Consider the following 22,096-nt stretch of genomic DNA (forward strand, 5'->3'; position numbering starts at 1 on the left):
GTGCGGGGTGAACAGTCCTCCTCTCCCTGTTCCCAGCCGTCACACCGTCGTGCGGATCGGAATGCTCAGGGCCGTGGCGATAGGCGTGTAGATATCAACGTCCGCCTCCAGGGCCCGCAGGCTCACGATCAGGGCATACCGCGCGTCACGGTCCACGTAGGGCGGAGAGCCGCCTCGTTTCTCACGCCACCAGCCGCTCACGGGGTAAACCAGCACCGCCTCGCAGGCTTGCAGCGTCGCGATGTCACCACGCCAGCGATCCGAGTGGATAGAACCTGAGGTCCGGAGCCTTGGGCCGAACTCCCAGTGGTCGTTGCCCGCGTCCCGGATGCTGCTCCCCTCGTTGGGCAGGCTCTCACGCTGAATGCGAGCCTTGAAGTCCGCCTCGGTCTCCAGCGGGCCTTTCACCGCGAACCTCAGCCCGTGCGAGGCGTAGCGGAACCGCTGGGCGTAGCCGCGCTCACTCGGGTTGGGTTCCACGAAGTACGACAGCGTGACGCGCATCTCGAGGTCCAGGCCCTCCAGCGCCGCCGTGTCGATGGCCGACCACGGGAAGCGGTGCAGGTGCATCTCGTTCATCCGGGTCCGGCTGTCCACCGCCTCGAACGGGCGCAGGACATCCTGAATGACCAGCGTGAGGTCGTTCTGCGCGCTCCGGCGGGCCCGCTCCAGCTGGGGGACGCCGTACCCGTACCGGCGGAGCAGGTTCCGGACATCCAGGCGACGGGAACCGGTCAGGCGCGCTTGCATGGCGGGCGTCCACTCGGCCGAATGCACCATCAGCGCCCGGATCGTCTCCGGCCAGTACTGGGGAAACTCCGCCGCGAGTTGGGCCGCCATCCGTGCCCCCAATGCGGCGGCCGCGCTCGTGTCGCCGAAGTCGCGCAAATGCCCCGTCGTCAGGTCGAAATCCGTGGTGAGCAGCCGGACGTCGGGGTGCTTGGCATCGAAGGTGCCCCCATTCACGATCAGGTTGCCGCCCTCCATCACGACCTCCGGCTTGATGGGCCACTGCTCCTGCCAGAGCACGGAGGTGCTGCTCGTCGGGGACAGGTCCCCACCCGGCGCCACCGGCCACCATCCCCCGTACTGCGGGTCGAGCAGGTTGGTTTTGTCCGTGTACGCCCCCACCGTCAGGACGTTCCACGCCTGCGCGGGGCTGTGCACCTGGGCGGTGTCGGCCGATCCCAGGTAGTCCCCCAGCAGATCGGTGACCGCCGGGGTGTTGTTCCCGGCCGCCACCACCGCGAGGCGTTGGGGTTCGTCACCGCCGCCGGACGTCAACTGGTCGAGGGCGGCGGACCAGGCGGTGGGGCGGCCCCGGTTGACGTCCAGGGTCGCGGTCACGGCCAGACAGAGGACGCGCTGCCGCTCTGGGTTGGTCGCCTCCATCTGCCGCACCGCGTCCTGCGTGATGCGCCCGTAGAGGTGATGGGGGTTGTGCCCGGCCGGGGGGAGGATCTTGACCGATTCCAAGCGGTGGTTGAGCCGCGCCGCCGCGCTCGACAGCAGGAAGGCGAGGACGTCCCCGTGCAGGATCAGCCCGGACATGGCCGTGCCGTGCCCATCCCACCCGGAGTCGTCCGGCCCCCAGAGGGGCTGCCACGCCTGCCAGTCGTTCGGATGCAGGTGGGTGGCGATCAGGGGATGGGGCTGCGTGACGCCGCTGTCGAGCAGCAGGACGGACGTCTGCACCGACGCGTCGGGGGGTTGAAGACGCGCCGCGGCCTCGTCTACCCACTGGGCCTGTTCGGCATTCTCCATCCGTACGAACACGTCGGGCGTATCCCGGGACAGACGCAACTCCGCCATCACCACGGTGTGCAGGAACACCCGGCTGAGCGCGTCAAAGGACCCGTGCACGAGCAGCACCTCCCGGTCCGGAAAGGTCAGGCTCTCCTCGGCGACCGTCAGCTCCACCCGCCGGGCGATCCGCCGGAACTCCTCGGCGGTACCCTGGCGCACCCAGACCTCCCACCACACGGGGGCGCTCGGCCCGGGTAAGGCCGAGGCGTCGCCAACAAAGATGGAGCGCAGAGCGGCGTGCCGGATCCCCTCGATGTTCGTCACCAGGGACGCTCGTCTGGGCTTCCCCTGGGGGGTGTCCTGGCTGGCGTACTCGTGAATGCGCCGGTCGTAGGTCTCGGCCGCCGGCTCTGGAACGACGACCGTCGCGATCACGCGGCCCGTGGCCGGGTCGCGCCGGACCGAAGCCACCTCGATGCCCTGCCGCCGCTCCTCCAAGCGTTGCAGGAGGGCCCGGTCCGCGTCACGCCCCGTGAGTTCGAAGTCGAGGTACTGCCCCTGCGGCCCGTCAGGGAACGCGGGGTCCCTGGGCAGGAGCGTCAGCGCCTGCCTCGCCAGCGCCAGTTGACTCGCCAGGGCCGCCGCGTGCGCGGCGCGGTCGTCACGTGGCGTGACATGTGCCCTGACATTGCCCTGGACCTCGTACCGGGTGGCCTGTCCACGACCCTCCAGGTAGAGGTGCTTCAGATCGCGTTGCGGTTCAGCCATGCGGATTGCCCCGCATGTTAGCGGCTAAGCACGTCATCGGCGGGCGAGTTTGCGTTCCTCAATCGCCGCGAGCAGCTCTGTGGCCCCGATCTGCTCGCGGCCGCCGAGGATGGCCGTTTTCGCGGCCTCTTCTGCCGCCCGGGTGACCTCGGCGTGACTCAGCCCCTCGGCGGCGGCGGCAGCTTTCGGCCAGTTGAACTTCGGCGGCGCGAACCGGGCCAGCCGGTTTTTGAGGAGGCGTGTGATGACGGCCGGGGTGGGCAGATGGTACTCGATCACGTCGTCGAAGCGGCGGAACAGGGCGGGGTCGAGGAGTTCCGGGTGGTTGGTGGCCGCGACGATCAGGCTCGTGGAGGTGTCCTGTTCCAGGAGTTGGAGGAACGAGTTCAGGACCCGCCGGATCTCCCCGACGTCGTTGCCCGCACTGCGCCTCGCACCGATGGCATCGAACTCGTCGAAGAAGTAGACGCCCCTCATCGTGCCCATCGCCTCGAAGACCGTGCGCAGCTTCGCCGCCGTTTCCCCCATGAATTTCGTGATCACGCCCTCGAGCAGCAGGGTCAGGAGCGGCAGACCCAGTTCGCCGGCGAGGGCGTGCGCGGTCATCGTCTTGCCACTGCCGGGCGGACCGATCATCAGAATCTTGCGCCGGGGGGTCAGCCCGAAGGCCCGCAGCCGTTCTTGCTGAACATACTCGTGGATGACCCGCTCCAGGCGCCCGGCGGTCTCGTCGGGTAAGACGAGGTCCTTCAGGCGCTGGCGTGGGTGCGACACCGACAGCAGGGAGGCCAGTTCGCCCTTGGGCTGGAGGGGCTGGAACACCAGCGGCGAGGGGGAGGCTGGCGGCGCGAGCCCTTCTCTCGAGCGGGCGAGGTCGATCAGCTTCCTGAGTTCCTGCGCGACGTTCCCGTGTCCCTGCCGCGCCTCACGCGCCGCGACCTGCAAGGCCACCGACAGGAACTGTTGGTCGTCCCGGTCGACGTGGCTTTTGACAAGCGCGAGAACGTGGTTCGAGGTGCTCATGGGGCCTCCGGGGCGAAAGGAGTCGGCGGACAGGAGCCACTGCTCCTCAGGGTAGGCAAGACCGCGGCTTAAGATGTCCCGGTTATATCAGCGGGTGAGGTTGAGAGGGCCTTGAAGCAGCCTTGGATTCGGCCTGCCGAACCTCCCCATGCAGGACCGGGTGGCCAGAGCGAGCGAGGTCTGGACGTCTCGGCGGCTTAGGTCAGCCCTGTGGCGGCTCCACCGGGAGGTACTGGCGGCCCTGGGTGTTCCACAGCAGATCGAAGTCGCGTTCGGTCAGGGCGACGTTCGGGCCGCTCAGGGAATCGCTCATGATCAGGATCCCCTGGGTGTCGTCGTACCCGCGCACGACCCGGAAGTGTGGGGGCTTGCCAAGGACGCTGTGGTACTGGAGGACGATCACCGGGTGGCCGTCGGCCACGTGCCGCTTCACCGCCTCGATGGTGCCGCCGCGCAGCGCCGGGGCGTCGAAGCCGAGTTCGGTGAGCAGCGCCCCGGCGGCCTCGGTGGACATGTTCCCGCCGGTGGGGCGCAGCCGCTCCTGCCAGGTGCGCTGGTCCGCCGGAACCCCGTAGGCGTTCATTGCGGCGGCGACCGCCGCCGGACCGCAGTTGTTGAGGGTCTGGTACCCAAACCCCACCTTGGGCAGGTACGCGCTCGCCGGGCGTGGCCCGCCGAGGCTGGCCGTGCGCAGCAGCACGTCGGTGAAGGCTGGGAGCCGCTGGGGCGTGAAGAGGCCGCGTTCGAGCCGTCCCGCCACCGGCGGGGTGGGGGGTGGGCGGGTCAGCGTGGGCGGCGTGGTGGTCACCACGGGCGGTGTGGTGGAAGTCGCGTCAGAGGGCCGGGGACCCCCGGTCAGTCGCAGCGTCTGTCCCACCTGCAAGGTGCTGTTTTGCAGCCCGTTGAGCGCGATCAGCGCCTCGGGCGTGGTGCCAGCCTGCCGGGCAATGCTGTACAGCGTTTCACCCGCCTGAACGGTGTGCTGGGGAGGTGGAGGAAGCTGCAACGTCTGCCCCACCTGGATCGTCGTGCTGGGAAGGGCATTCAGGGTCAGCAGGGCGACCGGGGTGGTCTGGTACCTGCGCGCGACGCTGCTCAGGGTATCCCCGGCCTGGACCGTGTAGGTCGTCTGGGCGCCGGCACTCCCGAGAATGAACAAGATCAACAGCCTGCGAATGTTCATCGGCCCTTCACTGTAAGGTGCCGATCTAACACTTTTCCTACCTAAAAGGAGAGAGGACTCTCAACCAGCGGCCCTGGTCTGCCCTCTGGTCCGGTCGTAGGGCGGGACCGGCACGACGCCGGCGTTCATGCCTGAAGTGACCAAGCAGGACGCCACCGACTGGCCTGAGGATTACCCCTGAATGCCCGGCCAGTTCCCGCCTCTGAGCCGTGCCGGGACGGTTCGGCCAGCAGAGCGGTCCGTTGCCCTCTATCAGCAAGGTTCGTGCCCATTCTCGTTCATCGTGGAGGTGAACCGGTCGCTGAGCCCGCTCATGACTTTGCAAACTGAGGCGGCGGCACGGCATACGGTGGCCCCGTTGGTCGGTCAACACCGCGCGTCACCGGGCGCGCAGAAGGGATGGAACCCTTGACTCAGGTTTTGCACCTGGATAGGGTGAGTGAATAGCCGTGCTGGCGCAGGAACTCCTCTTCTTGCCAGACCTGCGTAGCCAGCCGCTGAACGACCAGCAGAGGCAGGGCCACCCGAGCCGCAACTTCCGCCGCTTGTTCCAGCGAGAGGGTATCGGCTCGACAGAGCATCGACAGAGTGAAAGCCGCAAAAACCAGGAGTACCCAGCGGTCGAGCCCCTGAGCGGTTCGCAACGCGAACCAATTTAGCCCGAAGCCATGCTTGGCTTCCTTGAAAAACGACTCGATGGCCCAGCGTCGTCGTCCCTCCAGGGCGACTGTGTCGCCCTGGAGCAGTTGCGAGGCGATCGAGAAGAAGGTGCGCTCCCCTCGGTCCACACGGGCCAGGGTCAAGGTCTCCCAGGGCCAGTTGGCGAGGTGAATCCAACTGCCGTGCTCGCAGTCCGCCACCTTGACGTGCCCGGGATGGTCGGTTCGACGGGTGGAACGCACGCCCACCACGAACTCGAGGCCGAGGTCACGCATGCCCTGGAGGAAGGCTGCAGACTCGAAGCCGCTGTCCGCCAGCACCCACGTCTCGAAGCGGCGGCGGACTTCAGCGGGGATGGCTGCCAGCAGTTCCAGGGCGAGCCGCACGGGGGGGTGGTTTAAGGAAGCGATACCGTTGGCGAAGTCAGACGGTCGCTGGAAGGCGGGCGAAACAGGCTGTTCTGGTCGCCGCCCTGGGCCGACCTTGCCACCAGGCGTAGACGCGCCCGAGATTGATTCCCGCTGCCGTCGCCATCCCCTGTAAGCGCAGTTTGGCTTCTCCTCGATACCGAGCGGTGCGTGCCCCGTGGGCACGTACCGCGACCGAAACCGTCCCCTCGATCCCAGACCGCCGGTTGTACATGGCCTTCCACTCAGGTGTTTCCTGCTGCTTACGCATCATTTGTAGGGCCTCGAAGGCCGGTTGGCGCAGCAAGGTGAGGCACCGTCCATCGCTCGTGGATTTGGTACAGCGCGCCCTGACCTCGCACGACTGGCACACCTTGCGCGGGAACGAGACAAAGACCAGGGGAATACCTTCTGGGCTCTGCCCCAACAGCCAACTGGTCGACCGCTGGCCCTGCGGACAGGTCGCGTGCTGGCTCTCCCAGTGAATGCTGAAGTCGTCGATCTTGAAGGCCTCTGGATCACGGAGTTGCCAGTTGGCTCCCGGTCGAGTGGGCCCGATGACCTCGACCCCATGCTGCTCCAAGCTGTCGGCCAGGACGGACCCACTGACATAGCCCGAATCGACGAGATGTTGCCTCGGCAACATCTCCTTGGCCGCCAGGGCGTGGTGAACGCTGGGCATGACCTGGATGTCCTGGGTGCAGGAAGACGAGATATGGGCGTGGGTGATGACTTCCGGCAGGTCCGGTTCGCAGGCTTCCGTCAGATGCACCTTGTAGCCCACCCAGCCGCGACCACGCTTGGTCGAGAAGCGGGCCTCGGTGTCATAGGGCGACTCCGGTCGCTGTGCAGAAGGTGGGACGGCGGTGCCGGGCTTCCACTGCACTTCGCCCGTCTTGCGGCTGAACTGCTGCGACCACACCAGTTCAAGGGTCTGGACGGCGGGCAAGCTCAGCAGCGGGGCCGCACTGGGATCGGCGTGCAGGCTGTCGAGCAACGAAAAGCCGTCTTGCCCGACCTGCCGTACATAGGCCAGCCGAGCGTCCGCTCCCTGGGGAAAGCGATACGACTCGACACGGTGTTCGTACCACTCCCGCCAGCGTGGGTCCAGTCGCGGGGCCAACCAGTCACTGCATTGAGCGTGGCTCGGAAGGTTTCAGCGACGAACTCGATCCGGGTCAGGTGACGGATCGCTGCCAGGACATGGGTCGAGTCGGTCCGCTGTTGTCCACGCCGTTTGAGCAAGCCCTTCTCCCGAAAGCGTGTCAACATCCTGTCTAACAACAGGTGTTCCGCGTTCCCAGCGACCAAACGAGCCCGGAACTCCGACAGGACGCTGAAGTCGAAGCCTGGATCGCTCAGTTCCAATCCCAGCAGGTATTTGAGGTCCAACCGCGCTCGAACCTGGTCAGCAGCTTGCCGATCCGTCAGGTTTTCGAGGAACTGGACGACCGTGACCAGCGCCAGTCGCCAGGGAGGCAGGGCGGGCTGACCCAACGCTGGAAACAGCGCGGCAAAATCTTCATCGGCATACAGCACGCCCAGCTCGTCTCGGAGTTTGAGGTAAAGATTCCCCTTCGGAAAGGCCGCGTGGGAGATACGAGCCGTGTCTTTAGGAACGGGGCCAAGCGGGTCTGGACGCAGCATCTCTCAGTGTGCGCCTCGCTCCCCGACTTCGCCAACGGTATCGCTTCCTTAAACCACCGCCCACGGGGGAAGGGAACCCCTTCCCCCGGTAAACCCGGTACCCCACCGGGAACTTCAGGTCTCCGTAGACCGCGTACAGCATCACCAGATGAATCCCGTGGACCTCGTTGTAGACACGAACAAAGGGGAGCTCGCGTCCCGTTTTCGGGATGCTGGTCAAGTCCACGCACAGCCGCAGCCGTGGGTGGTGTTTGCGCTGGGCGGCCAGGAGCAGCGCGTCCCATTGGGCCTGGACCAGGGTTGTCCAGCAGGCGGGCGTATCCCACTCGTACACGTTGAGCAATCGACTCAGTGCACTGGCACTCACGGTATGGGCGCGGTGCAGAGCTGTTTTGGTCTTCAGGTCGAGAAAGAGCCCCAGCGCAGCCTCCAGGCTGCGCTGCTGATACGGGCTGGTCGGGACGGAGAGGAGCGCGTCTGCCAGAGTGGAGGCGCGCTCCCCGCGAAGCTTGAGGTTCCACACACCCTCTTTCTCGCGTCTGGGAGCGCCTTTGCGCTACCTATTCAGGTGCAAGTTCTGAGCTTGACGAAGCCGCAACAGAATTCTCCAGGCGATGCAGACCCCCGGGAGACCCCCGTGGACCAGGGCTACGACGGTGGCGGGACTGGGGGCGGGCCCGGACCGGGTGCCCTGCTGAGCGATTCGGCCGCCCGGGAAGTGGGGGAGACAGCAGAGCGTCCACCAGAAGAACCACACGATGAGGGATGACGGGAGACGCTCTGGGACAGTCCTCACCACGCGGAGCTCTTGGTTCAGGCACCCGGGCGAAGGGGCGGCCTGGCCTCCCCGGGAAGGCGGCCGTTCCCTCGTCGCCCCGAAAATGCGTCACCCTGGGTGGGCGTCGAGCAGGTGGCATCCCTCTCTCGCTGCGGTGCGCAGGACGGCGGAAGTCGTCGGGAGGCTCTTCCTGGTCCCCGCCTGCCCGCCGAGATTACATCACGAACGGGGGAATGCCGGACGAGCGCTCCCCTTGTCCCCGAGGAGCCAGATGGCCAGTGCCCAGCGCGTGCAGCGCCTCTACGACCGCGCCGCTTCCCGTTACGACCAGGCGACCCGCGCCCGCCTGCTCGACGAGTTGCGCTCCCGTCTGCTGTCACGGGCGGCGGGGGACGTGCTGGAACTCGGGGTGGGCACCGGTGCCACGTTCCCCCACTACCCGCCCGGCCTGCGCAGCCTGACCGCCCTCGACCTGAGCGACGCGATGCTGCAAAGGGCGCACCTGGGGGCCCTCACCCTGCCCTTTCCGGCGCAGCTCATGCAGGGAGACTTCCAGACCCTGTCGTTCAAGGAGGCCCGCTTCGACACCGTGGCCAGTTCGCTCGGGTTGTGCGGCGTTCCCGACCCGACACGGCTGTTCGCGGAGGTGCGGCGGGTGCTGCGGCCGGGCGGCCAACTCCTCGCGCTGGAACATGTCCGGCCCCCCAACCGCTGGCTCGGCGCGGCAACCGACCTGATCGACCCGGTCTTCGACCACCTGGTGGGGTGTCACCCGAACCGGCCCACCGCCGAGTTGCTCCGCGCCTCGGGCTTCGGGGTGCAGGTGATCGAGCGGCGCCTCGCAGGCATCCTCGTCACGCTGCGGGCGGTGCCCGGGTAGGGCGGGCTCACCCGCCGTGGCGTGCCCGGACGCCGACGAGTTCGAACGTCAGCAGCGACAGCACGGCAAGTTGCACGAGGGGCAGGAGGCCGACCCCCAGCACGAGCGGCATCCCGGGCCCGTACGCCCACCAGCCCAACGCCCCCGCGAGCGACTCGGCGACCCACGCGAAGGCGATACCCGTCCCCAGGACCACCACCGCGTCCGCAGGTCCACGCCGCAGCACCCAGCAGGGGTCACGGTGGACGAGGGCCAGCAGCGCGTACAGGATGAGCGCGAACAGGGCGTCCCCCAGCGCCGCGACCAGGCACAGGGCGAAGTGCTTCCCGTCCATTGAGCCGCCCGTGTACAGCGGGGCCTGCGCCAGTTCCCACGCCAGGTTCAGGGAGAAGGCCAGCAGGCCCAACCACGCGAGGAGGGAAGTTCTGCGCCTGGCGCTCAAGGGCTCCTCCTGACCGAGTCGCCGTTCCAGGGGACGTCAATCCCCAGGGTCACATCCACCAGTACACCAGGGTGTCGTACAGTCCCACGGCGATGAAGACGGCCCCCGCCAGCGGGGTGCCCAGCCGGGAGGCGCGGCGCAGGCCGCCCACGTACGCCTGCCCGACCCCCGCGCCTGGCAGGAACGCGACCAGAACGAGCAGGGGCAACGTCATGCCCAGCGCGAACGCGACCGGGTAGAGCGCGCCGAGCGGCGCGGTCACCGCGAGCGGGACGGTCAGGCCGAAGAAGAGCAGGAAGAGGGTCGGGCAGAACGCGAGGCTGAACGCCAGCCCCAGCACGAAGGCACCCAGCGTTCCCCGCCGCAGCCGGGCGCGGGCCTCCACCTGCCCGACGAGACGACCGCCCACCGCGAGGCGTGGGCGAATCGCCCCGACGAGCACCAGGCCGACGAGCAGCATCAGCGGGCCCAGCACCCGCCGGACCCCCATGAACAACGGGCCCGGGGCCTGCACTGCCCCGCCCAGGGCGTAGACGGCCACACTCCCGAGCACCAGGTACACCAGCACGCGCGCGAGCACGAAGGCCAGGCTGCGCGGCCACGCCCCCCCGGCGTGCCCGTCCCGCACCACGTAGGCCAGGGTCGCCGCGCCGGTCGAGAGCTGGCAGGGGGCGGTGGCGGCGAGCAGGCCCAGCAGGAACGGCGTGAGGAGGGACACACCCGTCTGGGCCCGCAGGCGGTTGACCGGCTCCGCCAGGACAGTATTCAAGGTGCCGCCCAGGCGGTAAAGGCTCCCGGCCGCCTCCCGCAGGGCCGGCGCCACGGCGGGCCACGTGAGGACGAGCCCCAGCAACGCCAGGCCCAGCGCCAGCCAGCCCGTCCAGCGGGGGACCCTCAGCGGCTCCACGACCGCCCCCCATCCGCCGAGCGGTACACGGCCCCGCTCTCACCGGCCGCGTACAGCTTCGTCTCGTCCCCCGGGTCCGCCGTGATCAGCCGTGCGCCTTCCGGCAGGTCCAGGTTCGTCCAGCTCGCCCCCTTGTCCTCGGAGCGGGCGACCCCGGCGGGACCGGCGAGGTATACGTGGCCGCTGACCGGGTGAACGTCCAGGCCGGAGCTGGCCGCCTGCGGTGCGTCCCCGGCGCGCTGCCAGATGGTGCCGTTGTCCGACACGATCAGCCCGGCGTCCATTGTGAGGGCGTAGAGGCGCGGCACTGAACCCGGGCCCACGGCAAGGGCCATCGTGCCCCCGGTGGCCGGGGACACGAGGCGCCAGTCCCTCCCGTTCTCGCTGCGGTACAGGCCCCGCCCAGACAGATTCGCGTACCACACGTTCGGGAGGTCGGGCGCCACGGCGAATCCGTGGACGTCCGTTCCCGGCAGGTTCCCGAAGCCCTGGTCCTGCCAACTCTGCCCGCCGTCCCGGCTGACCCTCAGCACGTCGTTCCCGGCCAGCACGAGCACGGCCGGTGCCCGCGGGGACGCGGCGAGGGCCATCGCGTCCCCGCCGCCCACGAAGGGACCCCAGGTCCGGCCCCCGTCCAGGCTCGCCGAGACGCCCGCGTGCTGGCCGTACAGCAGGCGCCCGCCCGGGAGGGCCCGCAGGGCGTGGAAGTCCCCGCCCAGGCGACCTGCCGTGGTGCCGGCCTCCCCCAGCGTGGACCACCACAGCACGGCGCCCGCCAGCGCCGTGCTCAGGAGAGCCGCCGTGAGCAGCGCCCCGGCACGGCGAGGAGGAGTCATGCCCCGTACCTTCGTCGTCACGTCATCTCCTCACCGGCGTGACCGGGACGGCAGCCGGGGCCGGAACCCGCGCGGGTTGAGGTTCCAGTCCAGGCCGGGGCCGGAAGTTCCCGGAGAAGCTCCCCCGCCGCGTCAGCAGCACGAGGGCCAGGCACGTGGTGACCAGCAGCCCGAGCAGCACCGTCCCGAACGTCACGGGGAGAAGCGTGAAGTCGACTCCGGCGGCGACCAGGCCCAGCCCGATCAGCACCTTCTCGTTGAAACGCAGGAGGTTCATAGGGGCCATGCTAGAAAAGGTGTGTTCAACTTCGGTAAAGCCCTGGGGGTGGGTCTACCCCGAACACGTCCGTGCCGTCTGAGAGACTGTCTGGAAAGCGTGTAGGAGGGAGTTGTCCCGAGAAGGGTAGCATTTTTGCGTGACTCGGCGCCGGACCTACCCCACCGACACCAGCGATGCAGAGTGGGCCATCCTCGGTCCGCTGATTCCTGCACCACGACCCGGTGGACGACCCGCTCGAATAGATCGCCGGGACATCATGGACGCCATCTTCTATGTGAAGCGGGGTGGAGTGTCCTGGCGGCTGTTGCCTGCTGATTTTCCCCACTGGAAGACGGTGTATGACTATTTCCGGCAGTGGAAGAAAAGCGGGCTGTGGGAGCGCATGAACGATGCGCTCCGGGCACAGACACGTCAAGCCCTGGGGCGAAACGCCGTGCCCACTGCTGGCATTGTCGATTCGAGGAGCGTGAAGACCTCGCAAAAAGGGGGCCACGCGGCTATGACGGTGGCAAGAAGATCAACGGACGCAAACACCACCTGATCGTTGACACTCAGGGCTTGCTGCTTGGGGTGAAGGTGTTGCCTGCCAACATCACGGATCGAGCGGGCAGTCAGCAACTCCTTCAGGAGTTGCGCCAGAAGCAACCCCAGATCAAGCTCCATCTCTTTGCTGACGGTGGGTACAAGGGCAAGTGGGAAGCTTGGGTCAAGACCACGCTTGGATACAGCGTTGAGATTGTGCAACGTCCTGACGCCAACACCCGCGGGTATTGGCTCCCAGAGGGTCAGGAATTGACCGAAGCGCAGATCAAGACCTTCCGGGGTCACCGCGAATTCATCGTCATCAAGAAGCGCTGGATTGTGGAACGCAGCTTCGCTTGGCTGTCCTTCGACCGACGGTTGAACCGCGAGTATGACCTGCTGCCCGAGACCACCGAAGCGTTCATCTTCCTGTCGTTCATTCGTCGTATGCTTCGCCGACTCGCCGCTTTCGCCCAGCAACACGCGGTTTCTGCCTGATTCTTCACTTTCCAGACAGTCTCTGACAGCAGTGGCCGCATCAGTTGAGGGAGTAGGGTGGGGTATGCGAGGGCGAGCGTACAGCGTGGATTTGCGAGAGCGGATCGTGCGTGCCGTGCAGCAAGGGATGAGCCAACAGCAGGCGGCGAGGCAGTTCACGTTGAGTGTGGCGAGTGTGGAGCGGTACGTGCGGCTGGAGCGGGAGGGCCGAGGGTTGTACCCTCGGCCCCGTCCGGGACGGACGGTGACCGTGATTCCGCCCCAGGAGCACGAGGCGCTGCGAGCTCAACTGCACCACCACCCAGACCTGACGTTGGCCGAACATGCGGCGTTGTGGCGTGAGGGCCACCCGGCAGCGTCGGCCAGCACGCTGGTCCGACGCTTCAAGGCGTTGCAACTGACGAGAAAAAAAGACGCTGGCCGCCGTTGAGCGGGATGAGGCGTGGCGGGCTCAGTTCGTCGCTGATCTGGCCGAGGTCGCCCCTGCCGACTTGCTGTATCTGGACGAGAGTGGCTTCCAGACCGACATGACGCGCACTCATGCGCGTTGCCCCCGAGGGCAACGCGCCATCGACACTGTTCCCCGGAACCGGGGGAAGAACCTCACGCTGCTCTGTGCGTTGACGCTCGCGGGTCCCACGGCCCCGCTGGTGGTCGAAGGCGGGGTGAACGGCAACGTGTTCGTCACGTACGTCCGAGAGGTGCTGGTCCCAGTGCTGCGCTCTGGGCAGGTGGTCGTGCTGGACAACTTGGGAGCCCATCTGGACCCTCGGGTTCGTGAGCTGGTCGAGGCTACCGGCGCCCTGCTGGTCCACCTGCCGCCCTACTCGCCCGACCTGAACCCGATTGAACTGATGTTCTCCAAGCTCAACGCCGCCATGCGTGCTCTTGCGGCAAGAACCCGTGAGGGCGTGCTCGACGCCTTGCGCCGAGCGCTTGACACCGTGACCTCCTCCGACGCTCACGGCTGGTTTCAACACGTCCTCGCCCTTCAACTCTTCCGGTGACCGCGGTGAGCGCCCCCTGCCCGTGGATGGCCGTGAGAAGGAAGCGGTGACCACTCCCTTTAGACAAGAACCTTCGGGCGGCGCTCTGGATTGGGGGACCTGACGTCGGCTTGCCTTTTTGCCGCCGGGCAGGCACGATGCGCAGCATGACCAAAAAGTCGACGAAGGCCCCGGCCAAGAAGCCTGCCGCTGCCAAGGCTCCCAAGCGGGAGGCGGCCAAGGCCGAGCAGCCCGCACCCGCCGTCGAGGAGAGCGCGGGCGAGGCCGCCGGTGGGCGCGGCGGCAAGGTCGCCAAGACGCAACTCGTCGAGCAGGTGGCCCAGCAGAGCGGCCTGACCAAGAAGCAGGCTGGCCAGGCCGTGGACGCCGCGATGGAAGCCATCGTGGAGGCGATCAGGCAGGGGCAGAGCGTGGGATTGCCCGGGCTGGGCACCTTGAGCGTCAAGGCGACCGCTGCCCGCACCGGCGTCCGCCCCGGGACCACCGAGCGCATCCAAATTTCCGCCGGCAAAAAGGTCGCTTTCAAGGTCGCTAACACCTTGAAGGGGGCGCTGGGCGGCACGGGCGACGCGCCGGCCAGCGAGTAAGCCTCGTTTCACTTCAGCGCCCTGGAAGGGGCGCTTCTTGCTGCCACAGGTGCAGCATTCAACGGCCTGAGCCACACTCGACCCTCGGTCTAGGCGTTTTACACTGGAGGCTCCATGCCGGACACGCCCCGCCTTGCCGCCGTGCGCCTCGTGACCGACGGGGCGTGCTCGGGCAATCCTGGCCCCGGCGGCTGGGCCTGCCTCCTCTCCAGCGGCACCCACACCCGCGAACTGTCTGGCGGCGAGCCCCAGACCACCAACAACCGCATGGAACTCACCGCTCTCCTCGAAGGGCTGCGCGCCCTGAAGCGCCCCTGCCAGGTCCATGTCGTCAGCGACTCCCGCTACATCATCGACGCCTTTGAGCAGGGCTGGCTGGCCGGGTGGCAGGCCAAGGGGTGGAAGAAGGTCAAGAACCCCGACCTGTGGCAGGCCATCGCCGAGGCCGCCCGCGGACACACCCTCACCTTCGAGTGGGTGCAGGGGCACGCCGGCCACCCGGAGAACGAACGCGCCGACCAGCTCGCCGTGCAGGCCCGCGACGAGGCCGCCAAGCAGCCGTCCGTCCCTCGGTCAGGCCCAGTCGGCGGACTCTTCTGACCGGGGCACGAATCGCGGTCCATGCGGTGTCGTGACGGGCACCAGCACGCCCTTGCCCCGCTGGAGCGGCCCCCGCACCGCCGCCTTCCCTACACAAGCCACCGTCGCCTCCGCACCTCCCGGGTGTGCGCAGCCGACGAAGCCCGGCCAGGCGGAAGGCGCGGCGAACACGCACGAGAAGCAGCGGTCGCCCGCCGTCCGCGCCGCCCGGGTCGCCAATTGCCCGCGCAGCAGGGTCAGCGCGTCCAGCCCCTCCCGGCCCTGCACCCCGACCAGCAGCGGGTCGAAGACCTCGGTGTCCGCCAGCAGGAGGGGAAGGGTGGCGATCAAGCGCTCGGCCCGGTCCTCCCGATACGCGAAGCGCAACACGTCCCGTGCCACGGTGGCTCGCAGGGTCGGCCAGTCGGTCCGCTGAGGGGCACGTCGCGCGATCCGCAGCGCCGCCCCGCGGGTCGTGACCTCCGCGAGTTGCTGGCGGACGTCCTCGTCCAAGGTCTGGGCGGCCAGGAAGGCGACGCCCACCCCCGCGTACGCCTGGCCCCGCAAGCGAATGGGGACCTCGGACCACACGCCCAGAAACTCGAACTCGAAGGTGAACGACGTCAAGTGCCCCGGCGCCTTGGGCAGTCGAGAGGAGGGTGGAACTCGCGGGCGCGAACTGTCCGGACGTGCGGCACGGCCCCACCGTTTGGCCCTGACCCGTTCTGGAGGAGAGGGGACTGGGGTGGGCGGGTCTTTTTGCACGGGCGCGGCAACGGTGGCCTGCCTCCTCGCCTCACGTAGGGCGCTCAGCGTGGGAGCCTCCACCGGGCCGAGCAGGTCGAGCACCGCCTCCCCCCACCCAGGCCGGATGACGGCCGCGCCCGCCCACCAGTGCCCCTCGGTCAGCGCCCGGGTGGGATCGCCCACTGTTCCCGGGGGCACGACCCGCACGGCAAAGTGCACCTCGCAGCCCGCCGCACGCAGGTGGCGCAGGGTCTCGGTTTGCGTGACCGTTAGGGTGAGGGGGGCACCCGAGTCGGCCTCCGCCCGGCTGCGGCGCTTGACCTCCAGCACGACCGGAGAGCCGTCGCCCTGCATGAGGACGTCCACGTTCGTGAACGCGCCAGGCTCGGCGGCGGCCAAGTGCTCGATGTGATACGCCTCGACGAGCGCGGCCAGCAGGTCCGCCTCGGGAACCGTGCGCCAGCGCGAGAGGTCCGCGAGCAGCGGACCACCTCGGAGGGGCACCCGGAGGGCCGGGCGCGGCGCACCCGGAACCAGGCAGGACTGCCCCCGGACCGTCGTGACCTGTATCGGCCACGTGGTGTAGGTCAGGGCCTGGTCGTCCACGCTCCACTGAACGAGGGTGACCCCGTGCAGTCCCTGGCTGATCCGGGCAAGGAGGCGGGCGTCGGCCGGGGGAAGGTTGTGTGGAGAGGTGGGGGCGAAGGCGAGCCAGGTCCAGTCGCGCGGTTGGGTGAGGACCTGCACGAGCGGGTCCTGTCGCCGGGCGCGGCGCCGCAGCGCCCACAGCCCGAAGCCCGCCACGTGATGCCCCTCGGCACACAGGGCCTTCCGCACGGCCGTTTCGGTGACCAGCGCGTCGAGGTGGGCGCGGTCGGGGGACGCCAGCGCCAGGAGGGCCGCGACGGGGCCGTTCATTCCTGCATGATGACGGACGAGGCGTCGCAGCGGTCTGACAGTTGAGGCCTCCGTGTGACCATCGTGGCTCGCTCCACATCACAGGGGACGGCCCTGGGGAGCGGGAGGAGCGGCCCTCGGCCCCTCCGCTCCTTCACCAGGCGCCTGCGGTCCTATCATGGTGCTGAGCATCCACTTCCCACCCGCCGTCTCCATCCACCACGCGTGCTGCGCCTCGGTCAGCACGGCGAGTTTCCTCACCACCCCGTGCCGCCCCTGGTGAAACGCCCAGAACGGACGCACGGGTTCTCCCGGCTAGCGATCAGCGAGCTGCCGCCAGGCGTGCTCGTCCGTTCTGAATGCGCGCCTGGCGCGTTCGTCCACACCCAGGACAGGTGTAGACCCGGGGCTTCTCTCTCGGCCACTCCGTGAACGTCCGGTGTTCACCGCCCCAGGCCGGACCGAGCAGGCCGTGTACCCAGGCGGCAAGGCAGGCAGTCGTGCCGGGCAACATGACCGCGAGGTCCGGCGAATTCGGCGGGCAGAGCCACACGACCACCAGCAACCCGGTGTTGCCTGCGCAGCGAAAACAGCCGATGGTCTCCGAGAGCACCGTGACCTGCACCGGCCGTACGGGCGACAGGAAGAGGTCGAGGTGTCCGCCCAACGTAGCCTCCACGGTGGCCTCCAGGCTTAAGCCCAGTGCGGGCACCTGGTGCTGCTCGGTCACGTACAGGGCCGGGGTCTCCCGCTGCCAGGGTTGCGCGCCGCGCAGGGCACGTTCGTGGGTGCGCGTGAACCACACGCCGTGCACATCGCTCGCTCGGTACCGCGCCTGTCGGGTGTGCAGAGCTTCCAGGGTGATGCCGCTGCGCTGCACCTCGAAGTACACCCTCTGAGCCCCACGCGTGCAGAGCACGTCCGCCCGCCACGATTCGCCGCCGGGCTGTGGGAAGTCACCGTCACGCCGGACGGCCCGCTCGAGAGCGTGACCGTCGTGAATCGCGATCCGGTGCCAGGCTTGGAGGTGCACGACCGCATGCCGGCCCTGCTGTTGTCTCAGGACCTCGACGCCTGGCTGCGGGGCACCCCGCAGGAGGCCCTGGAGGCGGCGATGATCAGTTGGCCTTCCGGGCTCCTCGTGCACACCACTGCGTAGCGTGGTGCCTGGGCTTGACCCCAACGCGTCGGTCCAGCAGCTTCAACCGTTCATGCCGGGCTTCCACACCTCAATCAGGACTCGTTTGCTGGGGAGAGCCATGAGCGTGAGGGCACAAGCGGGGGGCAGGGGTGCGTCTACGTGGCCGCGTGCCCCTGCCCGTCCAATGGCCGCCCGAGTCCCGGCTTCCCGGCGGCTGAGCCCCATGCGTGGGCCACGTCTCCCGGCGGCCTCGGACTCTGGTGCCTCAGCCTGCGCCGGGACAGCGGGGGACGTCAACACGCCCGGCGGCAGACTCCACTGCACCACGGTCGAGGGTGGTCCCCGGACGTTTCCGGCCACCGGGACGGCTGGGTCGACGTCTGACCAGTTTTTCCAATAAGATCAATTATTGTAAAATCTCATGGTGGTTTCAACCCTCCACCCCCACTTCGGGGATCACCCCGTCACGGATCGGCTGCGCGACCTTGCCCGTCGGGTTCGCCAGGCAGAGACGCCCGAACGAGCGGCCACCCTGGCTGCCGAACTCCTCGACCTGGTGGAAGCGATCACCCTCATGCACCACGAGGCGGGCCATGCCGCCGCGTACTACGCCCTGACCCCGGCCTCGCAGATCCGCCTCGTCCGGGTGACCTTCGACTCCCAGGAGATCCGAGGGCCCGGCTTCGACCATTTTGCGGCCGTGGTGCGCGACCTCCCCGACACCTGGCCCGGGAACGCGCACGAGGCCCTCCTCGAACTCGCCTGCCTCCTCGCCGGGCCGCTCCATACCCCCGAGTACGAGGGCCGGTACGGCCAGGCGCACATACGCCAAGACGTGGCCTTGCAGGGCACGGACGCCCTGCGGGTCGGGGAACTGCTGGAGGCGTTCGAGGAGGACGGCCTTGATCCCGAGGAGCGACGGCGTGAGGCCGAGCGGCTGGCGACCGACCCGGCCCTGATTCCCCCCGTCCGCGAACTGGCGCGGGTCCTGTTCGACGCCTGGGACGCCGGTCAGCGCGACGTGCCGGGGGATGTCCTGGACACCGTCCTCGCCCGTCACCTCCACAGGCCGCGGGAGTGACGGACCTGTCCCTCGACCTGGTGCGCCGGGACCTGCACGACCGCGCCCGGGCGTGGGTAACACTCCACCCCGACGAGCGGCGCCGCCGCGCCGTCCAGGCCTGCGCCGAAAAGGACGCCGAGGCGCTCTGGTCCCTGGTCGAGGCCTACCTCACCCAGCACGCGCAGTCGGGCGTCCTGATCAGCCGCCACACCCTGCTCAGTTACCGCACCGGGGTCCGGCAGCTCGTCGACCACATGACGAACCGGGCCTGGAAGGTGCTCGGTCCCGAGCGTGAGGACGCCCAGGGGTGGGTGGGCGACCTGATCGCTTCCGGCAAGTCGATCAGTACCGTGCAGGCCCGCGTGGCGGCCGGGATCACCCTGTACAAGGCCCTGCGTTGGGCGGGCGCCACAAAGGCTGTTCCCTTCGAGGACGTGCGCCTCCCCCGTGACCGCCGTCACCCCCTCGAGAAGAATGCGCCGTACAGCGAGAGCCTCGTCGCCGGGGTGCTGACCCGCGCCCGGGACGCCTACGGGGAGGCAGATACACCAGCAAAGCGCTCTCGGCAACTGGAGGTGTGGGCCCTGCTGCTGGTGCTCACCCACTCGGGACTGCGCATCGACGAGGCCCTGAGCCTGCGCTGGCCGGACGTGGACGCCGGGGACGACGAGCCGCACCTCGTCGTGCAGTCGGGCAAGGGCCGCAAGAGCCGCGTGGTCCCCATCAGCCCGCGCCTGGCGGATGCCCTGCACGCTTACCGGGGAGCGGCCCGGACCCGACGCCACCGCGAGGACTACATCTTTCCGTACCGCACCTGGCAGGGGGCGGCGTACCACGTGCGGCCGCTGTTCGCGCGGCGGGACGGGGGGAATGATTTCCGGGGCTTCCACGCCTTCCGCAAGTACATGGGGAGCCGGCTGTACGAGGCGCTGGGGGACTTCGTGGCGGTGGCGGAGGTGCTGGGCCACGCCAACGTGAACACGACGCGCGGGTACGTGCGGGTGGGCGTGAAGCGCGCCCGGCAAGCCATCCGGGAGTGGTGAGGCTCACCAGGCAGGGCACAGCTACGTCCTCGCCCAGAGGCGTTTCCTGCACGAGGCTTCGGCACATCCGATCACCGCTGTTGGTGGACAGGCTGGAAAAGGGCAACCCCGCCGAGTGCGGCAAGGCCCGAGTCCAACCTGAGCCACAGGAACAATGGTGGTATGCCGTCACGTCTGCACTGTGTCCAGCACCCGGGTCATCTTCCCTGTCCTCCCCGCCTACCAGCAGGCGCTGGGCGCCAGACACTCATCCTCTGGTTCAACCTGTACACAAGCACCACGCCGTGAACGACTTGCCCCTGCGCTCAGCACAGGCCCGCGAGGAACTCACTAAAGCCCTGATGGGCGTGTTCGAGGTTGAGCGCGACCGCGCCCAACTCCTGATGCTGAGCCTCCTCACCGCCCTGGTCCTCCACCAACACGCCGGGGGGCCCCACGTCCATGTCCGCGAGAGCAGTTACTTCGTCGGCGCGCTCCCCCTGCTGCCGGAGATTCGGGAACTCGCGTCCCTGCGGTTCAAGTACCAGCAGTTGTACGCCCAGCAGCCCGCTCAGGCGCACCTGCTCATTCAACGGGCCCTGCTCGCCCGCTTGGTCCCTCACGCGGCGCGTGGTGGAGCAGCATGAACGTCCTCTCCCCTCTCCACAGCCTGCAGGTGCTCGACCTCCTGGGGCAAGGCCCGTCCACCACCGGCGACATCGCGGCCCTCATCGGCCTCCCGCGTGCGGACGCCCACACCCTTCTCAGGACTCTTCAGGACGCTGGCTTGGCTTGCAAGGCCGCCGACCGCGCGGGAACTCTCCGCCTCCATCATCTGACCACTCTGGAAACCGAGCCCGCCGAGGTGACCCAGGAGCGGGTCCTCGCCGAGGTCCAGCGGCAGCGCACCGTGGCGGCACTCGTCACCACGACCGGTTTTCCACGCTCGGTCGTCACGGACGTGCTCACCCGTGCGCTCTGGCGAGGTGAGGTGAGCTGCCGCTGCATCGGGAGCCTGGGGGTGTTCACCCGAAGTGGAGCCTGGCAGCCGAGCGTTTCCGGTCAACTTGGATGAAGGGTGAACGGGAACGAAGGGGTGTGCGAGGGTCGGGACGTCCAGCCGCTCAAGCGAGAGCAGGGCCAGGAGCACGTGGCCGGCAACAACAGGGCCTCACGGCTGCCCGACACGCTGCAGCGTCCAACCTGGCCCGCCACCACACTTCAGGGTGGAGGACATCACCCATGACCAGACGCCTCACCCTGCTCGCCCTCCTCGCCCTTGTCTCCACACCTGCCGTCGCCCTGAAGGACGTGAACGTCATCCTGACCCCGCAGCAGGCCCAACACTACACCCTGACGCTCGGTCCCGGCGCCCTCGGCACCCTCGTCTTCCCCGAGGCCGTCAAGGACGTCCTGGTCACGCGCGACGGGCTGGTCGACCGCAGAAAGGACGGCAACCGCGTGCTGCTCGCGGGCCTCGCCGGGTACGGCTCCACGCCCCTGCAGATCGTGACCGAAAGCGGAACCTACATCTGGCGCCTCACCCTGTCCACCGACCACGCGGGCAGCATCGTGAACGTCACCGTCCAGGACCCCGAGGAGACGAGCCCGGCCCCGGCAACTCCACAGGTCAGCGCTCCCACCGTCAGCCTCCGTCCGGGTGCGGCCCTCGGCGCCGAGGAGATCCCGCGCTTCACCTTCACCGCCACCCGTGACGGGAACGTGCTCGTGGTCAACTACCGTGTGCAGGCCGGATCCCGGGCAGTCACTCTCAACGAACGGCAGTTGGCGATCAAGGGTCAGAACGGCGGCAATGTGCTCGTCAAGACGAACCTCGGCACGCTCGTGGTCGCCCCCGGCACGACCCGCTACGGCACCGTAACCGCCAGCGCGGCCGACGCTGGGGCCAATCCCACGGTGCTGTGGCCGTACCGCGTCGGCATCAACGAGTACACCAGCCGCACGATCCTCAACGTCACGCCCGGCCGCGATGCCCAGCGGTGACCTGCATACCGGAGTCAACCTGCTCGCCCTGGTGGGGATCGCCGGACCCCTGGCCGCCCTGCACGTCGCCCAGGACCTGCTCCTCCCGCTGGCGGCGGGGTACCTGGTGGGCACGCTGCTGATCACGCCCGACCTCGACCTGGCGGGACACGTGCGGGTGCGGGCCCGGCGCAACTGGGGTGTCTGGGGAGACCTGTGGCGCCCATTGAACCTGTTCGTGCGGCACCGGGGCGTCACGCATACCTACGTCCGCGGACCGCTCCTCCTGCTGGGGTACGCGGGCGTCCTGCTGGCACTGCCGGTCGCCGCACTGCTCGCCGTGGACCGTGTCCTGGGCGTCACCCTGCGGGTGCCCACCCCAGGTGGGCCGCTCCTCGCGGCGGCACTGGCCGGATACCTGATCGCGTATTGGCTGCACCTGTGGCTGGACGGCTACCGGCCCTGGAACGTGCGCCGGTGGTGAGAGGAGGAA

At 68.5% G+C, this 22,096-nt stretch carries 26 protein-coding genes and 2 pseudogenes; 14 read left to right on the plus strand and 14 right to left on the minus strand.

Annotated elements, in window-relative coordinates:
- Positions 1–39 precede the first annotated feature (39 nt).
- From DAETH_RS23570 to DAETH_RS23600, 7 genes and pseudogenes are all read right to left on the minus strand, one after another.
- Entirely contained in the window at positions 40–2,514 is a 2,475-nt protein-coding gene (locus DAETH_RS23570; protein WP_264778658.1) for a S8 family peptidase, read from the minus strand.
- Positions 2,515–2,547: 33 nt separating this feature from the next.
- The gene (locus tag DAETH_RS23575; protein ID WP_264778659.1) at positions 2,548–3,537 is read right to left on the minus strand and encodes an AAA family ATPase; all 990 of its coding nucleotides are present in this window, start codon (positions 3,535–3,537) and stop codon (positions 2,548–2,550) included.
- 202 nt (positions 3,538–3,739) lie between these two features.
- On the minus strand, positions 3,740–4,720 hold the full coding sequence (locus DAETH_RS23580) for a LysM peptidoglycan-binding domain-containing protein (protein WP_264778660.1): 981 nt from the start codon (positions 4,718–4,720) through the stop codon (positions 3,740–3,742).
- 413 nt (positions 4,721–5,133) lie between these two features.
- Positions 5,134–5,769: pseudogene (locus DAETH_RS23585) on the minus strand (transposase); the annotation flags it as partial.
- A 34-nt stretch (positions 5,770–5,803) separates the two neighbouring features.
- Positions 5,804–6,784, minus strand: a complete 981-nt coding sequence (locus DAETH_RS23590) for a transposase (protein ID WP_264778661.1) — start codon at positions 6,782–6,784, stop codon at positions 5,804–5,806.
- Positions 6,739–7,434: a transposase gene (locus DAETH_RS23595; protein WP_264778662.1), complete on the minus strand. Its 696-nt coding sequence runs from the start codon at positions 7,432–7,434 to the stop codon at positions 6,739–6,741. The genes DAETH_RS23590 and DAETH_RS23595 overlap by 46 nt, the downstream gene beginning before the upstream one ends.
- 61 nt (positions 7,435–7,495) lie before the next feature.
- Positions 7,496–7,957: pseudogene (locus DAETH_RS23600) on the minus strand (IS701 family transposase); the annotation flags it as partial.
- A 526-nt stretch (positions 7,958–8,483) separates the two neighbouring features.
- On the opposite strand from DAETH_RS23600, the gene DAETH_RS23605 reads away from it, so the two are divergent.
- Positions 8,484–9,092 (plus strand): class I SAM-dependent methyltransferase, encoded by a 609-nt coding sequence (locus DAETH_RS23605; protein ID WP_264778663.1) that lies wholly within the window; start codon positions 8,484–8,486, stop codon positions 9,090–9,092.
- 7 nt (positions 9,093–9,099) lie between these two features.
- Here the strand turns inward: DAETH_RS23605 and DAETH_RS23610 are convergent, their stop codons facing one another.
- Genes DAETH_RS23610 through DAETH_RS23625 form a run of 4 tightly spaced genes read right to left on the minus strand, consistent with a single transcriptional unit; the run spans position 9,100 to position 11,554 of the window.
- Positions 9,100–9,534: a hypothetical protein gene (locus DAETH_RS23610; protein ID WP_264778664.1), complete on the minus strand. Its 435-nt coding sequence runs from the start codon at positions 9,532–9,534 to the stop codon at positions 9,100–9,102.
- Between the two features lie 49 nt (positions 9,535–9,583).
- Positions 9,584–10,441 carry a sulfite exporter TauE/SafE family protein gene (locus DAETH_RS23615; RefSeq protein ID WP_264778665.1) on the minus strand — a complete coding sequence of 286 codons (858 nt, stop codon included), beginning with the start codon at positions 10,439–10,441 and terminating at the stop codon, positions 9,584–9,586.
- Positions 10,429–11,298, minus strand: a complete 870-nt coding sequence (locus tag DAETH_RS23620) for a WD40/YVTN/BNR-like repeat-containing protein (RefSeq protein WP_264778666.1) — start codon at positions 11,296–11,298, stop codon at positions 10,429–10,431. Before DAETH_RS23620 ends, DAETH_RS23615 begins: the two co-directional genes overlap by 13 nt.
- 1 nt (position 11,299) lies before the next feature.
- Positions 11,300–11,554, minus strand: a complete 255-nt coding sequence (locus DAETH_RS23625; protein ID WP_264778667.1) for a hypothetical protein — start codon at positions 11,552–11,554, stop codon at positions 11,300–11,302.
- Between the two features lie 139 nt (positions 11,555–11,693).
- Here DAETH_RS23625 and DAETH_RS23630 point away from each other — a divergent pair, with 139 nt between their 5' ends.
- The 6 genes from DAETH_RS23630 to rnhA all read left to right on the plus strand — a co-directional run bounded on the left by DAETH_RS23630 (position 11,694) and on the right by rnhA (position 14,771).
- Positions 11,694–12,098, plus strand: coding sequence for an IS5 family transposase (locus tag DAETH_RS23630; RefSeq protein ID WP_264778668.1), 405 nt, complete (start codon positions 11,694–11,696; stop codon positions 12,096–12,098).
- Positions 12,098–12,577 (plus strand): transposase, encoded by a 480-nt coding sequence (locus DAETH_RS23635; protein WP_264778895.1) that lies wholly within the window; start codon positions 12,098–12,100, stop codon positions 12,575–12,577. Before DAETH_RS23630 ends, DAETH_RS23635 begins: the two co-directional genes overlap by 1 nt.
- A 64-nt stretch (positions 12,578–12,641) precedes the next feature.
- Positions 12,642–13,007 carry a helix-turn-helix domain-containing protein gene (locus DAETH_RS23640; RefSeq protein ID WP_264778669.1) on the plus strand — a complete coding sequence of 122 codons (366 nt, stop codon included), beginning with the start codon at positions 12,642–12,644 and terminating at the stop codon, positions 13,005–13,007.
- Between the two features lie 37 nt (positions 13,008–13,044).
- The gene (locus DAETH_RS23645) at positions 13,045–13,584 is read left to right on the plus strand and encodes an IS630 family transposase (protein ID WP_264778896.1); all 540 of its coding nucleotides are present in this window, start codon (positions 13,045–13,047) and stop codon (positions 13,582–13,584) included.
- 137 nt (positions 13,585–13,721) lie between these two features.
- A complete protein-coding gene (locus tag DAETH_RS23650) occupies positions 13,722–14,171 on the plus strand; it encodes an HU family DNA-binding protein (RefSeq protein WP_456264410.1) in 450 nt (149 codons plus the stop codon).
- A 114-nt stretch (positions 14,172–14,285) separates the two neighbouring features.
- On the plus strand, positions 14,286–14,771 hold the full coding sequence (gene rnhA / locus DAETH_RS23655) for a ribonuclease HI (protein ID WP_264778671.1): 486 nt from the start codon (positions 14,286–14,288) through the stop codon (positions 14,769–14,771).
- Here the strand turns inward: rnhA and DAETH_RS23660 are convergent.
- From DAETH_RS23660 to DAETH_RS23670, 3 genes are all read right to left on the minus strand, one after another.
- Complete coding sequence (locus DAETH_RS23660) at positions 14,745–16,415, minus strand: hypothetical protein (protein WP_264778672.1); 1,671 nt, start codon at positions 16,413–16,415, stop codon at positions 14,745–14,747. The two genes, rnhA and DAETH_RS23660, sit on opposite strands and share 27 nt — an antisense overlap.
- A 78-nt stretch (positions 16,416–16,493) precedes the next feature.
- Positions 16,494–16,697, minus strand: coding sequence for a hypothetical protein (locus DAETH_RS23665; protein WP_264778673.1), 204 nt, complete (start codon positions 16,695–16,697; stop codon positions 16,494–16,496).
- Between the two features lie 19 nt (positions 16,698–16,716).
- Complete coding sequence (locus DAETH_RS23670) at positions 16,717–17,313, minus strand: competence protein CoiA family protein (RefSeq protein ID WP_264778899.1); 597 nt, start codon at positions 17,311–17,313, stop codon at positions 16,717–16,719.
- Between DAETH_RS23670 and DAETH_RS23675 the strand changes: the two genes are divergently transcribed.
- The 7 genes from DAETH_RS23675 to DAETH_RS23705 all read left to right on the plus strand — a co-directional run bounded on the left by DAETH_RS23675 (position 17,239) and on the right by DAETH_RS23705 (position 22,087).
- Complete coding sequence (locus tag DAETH_RS23675) at positions 17,239–17,553, plus strand: SOS response-associated peptidase (RefSeq protein WP_264778897.1); 315 nt, start codon at positions 17,239–17,241, stop codon at positions 17,551–17,553. The genes DAETH_RS23670 and DAETH_RS23675 overlap by 75 nt on opposite strands.
- Positions 17,554–17,959: 406 nt before the next feature.
- Positions 17,960–18,616, plus strand: a complete 657-nt coding sequence (locus DAETH_RS23680) for a hypothetical protein (protein WP_264778674.1) — start codon at positions 17,960–17,962, stop codon at positions 18,614–18,616.
- Positions 18,613–19,641 (plus strand): tyrosine-type recombinase/integrase, encoded by a 1,029-nt coding sequence (locus DAETH_RS23685; protein WP_264778675.1) that lies wholly within the window; start codon positions 18,613–18,615, stop codon positions 19,639–19,641. The genes DAETH_RS23680 and DAETH_RS23685 overlap by 4 nt, the downstream gene beginning before the upstream one ends.
- A 284-nt stretch (positions 19,642–19,925) precedes the next feature.
- Positions 19,926–20,267, plus strand: coding sequence for a hypothetical protein (locus DAETH_RS23690; protein ID WP_264778676.1), 342 nt, complete (start codon positions 19,926–19,928; stop codon positions 20,265–20,267).
- Positions 20,264–20,695, plus strand: coding sequence for a helix-turn-helix domain-containing protein (locus tag DAETH_RS23695; protein WP_264778677.1), 432 nt, complete (start codon positions 20,264–20,266; stop codon positions 20,693–20,695). The genes DAETH_RS23690 and DAETH_RS23695 overlap by 4 nt, the downstream gene beginning before the upstream one ends.
- A 167-nt stretch (positions 20,696–20,862) precedes the next feature.
- Entirely contained in the window at positions 20,863–21,624 is a 762-nt protein-coding gene (locus tag DAETH_RS23700) for a hypothetical protein (RefSeq protein WP_264778678.1), read from the plus strand.
- The gene (locus DAETH_RS23705; RefSeq protein WP_264778679.1) at positions 21,611–22,087 is read left to right on the plus strand and encodes a DUF2227 family putative metal-binding protein; all 477 of its coding nucleotides are present in this window, start codon (positions 21,611–21,613) and stop codon (positions 22,085–22,087) included. The genes DAETH_RS23700 and DAETH_RS23705 overlap by 14 nt, the downstream gene beginning before the upstream one ends.
- Positions 22,088–22,096 lie beyond the last annotated feature (9 nt).

This window comes from Deinococcus aetherius, assembly GCF_025997855.1.
Lineage (GTDB): Bacteria > Deinococcota > Deinococci > Deinococcales > Deinococcaceae > Deinococcus > Deinococcus aetherius.

Excerpts from the sequence above, each read along its gene's own strand:
- DAETH_RS23705 (WP_264778679.1), top strand. The coding sequence starts at position 21,611 with ATGCCCAGCGGTGACCTGCATACCGGAGTCAACCTGCTCGCCCTGGTG.
- DAETH_RS23580 (WP_264778660.1), bottom strand. The coding sequence starts at position 4,720 with ATGAACATTCGCAGGCTGTTGATCTTGTTCATTCTCGGGAGTGCCGGC.
- rnhA (WP_264778671.1), top strand. The coding sequence starts at position 14,286 with ATGCCGGACACGCCCCGCCTTGCCGCCGTGCGCCTCGTGACCGACGGG.
- DAETH_RS23625 (WP_264778667.1), bottom strand. The coding sequence starts at position 11,554 with ATGAACCTCCTGCGTTTCAACGAGAAGGTGCTGATCGGGCTGGGCCTG.
- DAETH_RS23695 (WP_264778677.1), top strand. The coding sequence starts at position 20,264 with ATGAACGTCCTCTCCCCTCTCCACAGCCTGCAGGTGCTCGACCTCCTG.
- DAETH_RS23595 (WP_264778662.1), bottom strand. The coding sequence starts at position 7,434 with ATGCTGCGTCCAGACCCGCTTGGCCCCGTTCCTAAAGACACGGCTCGT.
- DAETH_RS23650 (WP_456264410.1), top strand. The coding sequence starts at position 13,722 with ATGCGCAGCATGACCAAAAAGTCGACGAAGGCCCCGGCCAAGAAGCCT.
- DAETH_RS23575 (WP_264778659.1), bottom strand. The coding sequence starts at position 3,537 with ATGAGCACCTCGAACCACGTTCTCGCGCTTGTCAAAAGCCACGTCGAC.
- DAETH_RS23640 (WP_264778669.1), top strand. The coding sequence starts at position 12,642 with ATGCGAGGGCGAGCGTACAGCGTGGATTTGCGAGAGCGGATCGTGCGT.
- DAETH_RS23570 (WP_264778658.1), bottom strand. The coding sequence starts at position 2,514 with ATGGCTGAACCGCAACGCGATCTGAAGCACCTCTACCTGGAGGGTCGT.
- DAETH_RS23660 (WP_264778672.1), bottom strand. The coding sequence starts at position 16,415 with ATGAACGGCCCCGTCGCGGCCCTCCTGGCGCTGGCGTCCCCCGACCGC.
- DAETH_RS23700 (WP_264778678.1), top strand. The coding sequence starts at position 20,863 with ATGACCAGACGCCTCACCCTGCTCGCCCTCCTCGCCCTTGTCTCCACA.
- DAETH_RS23605 (WP_264778663.1), top strand. The coding sequence starts at position 8,484 with ATGGCCAGTGCCCAGCGCGTGCAGCGCCTCTACGACCGCGCCGCTTCC.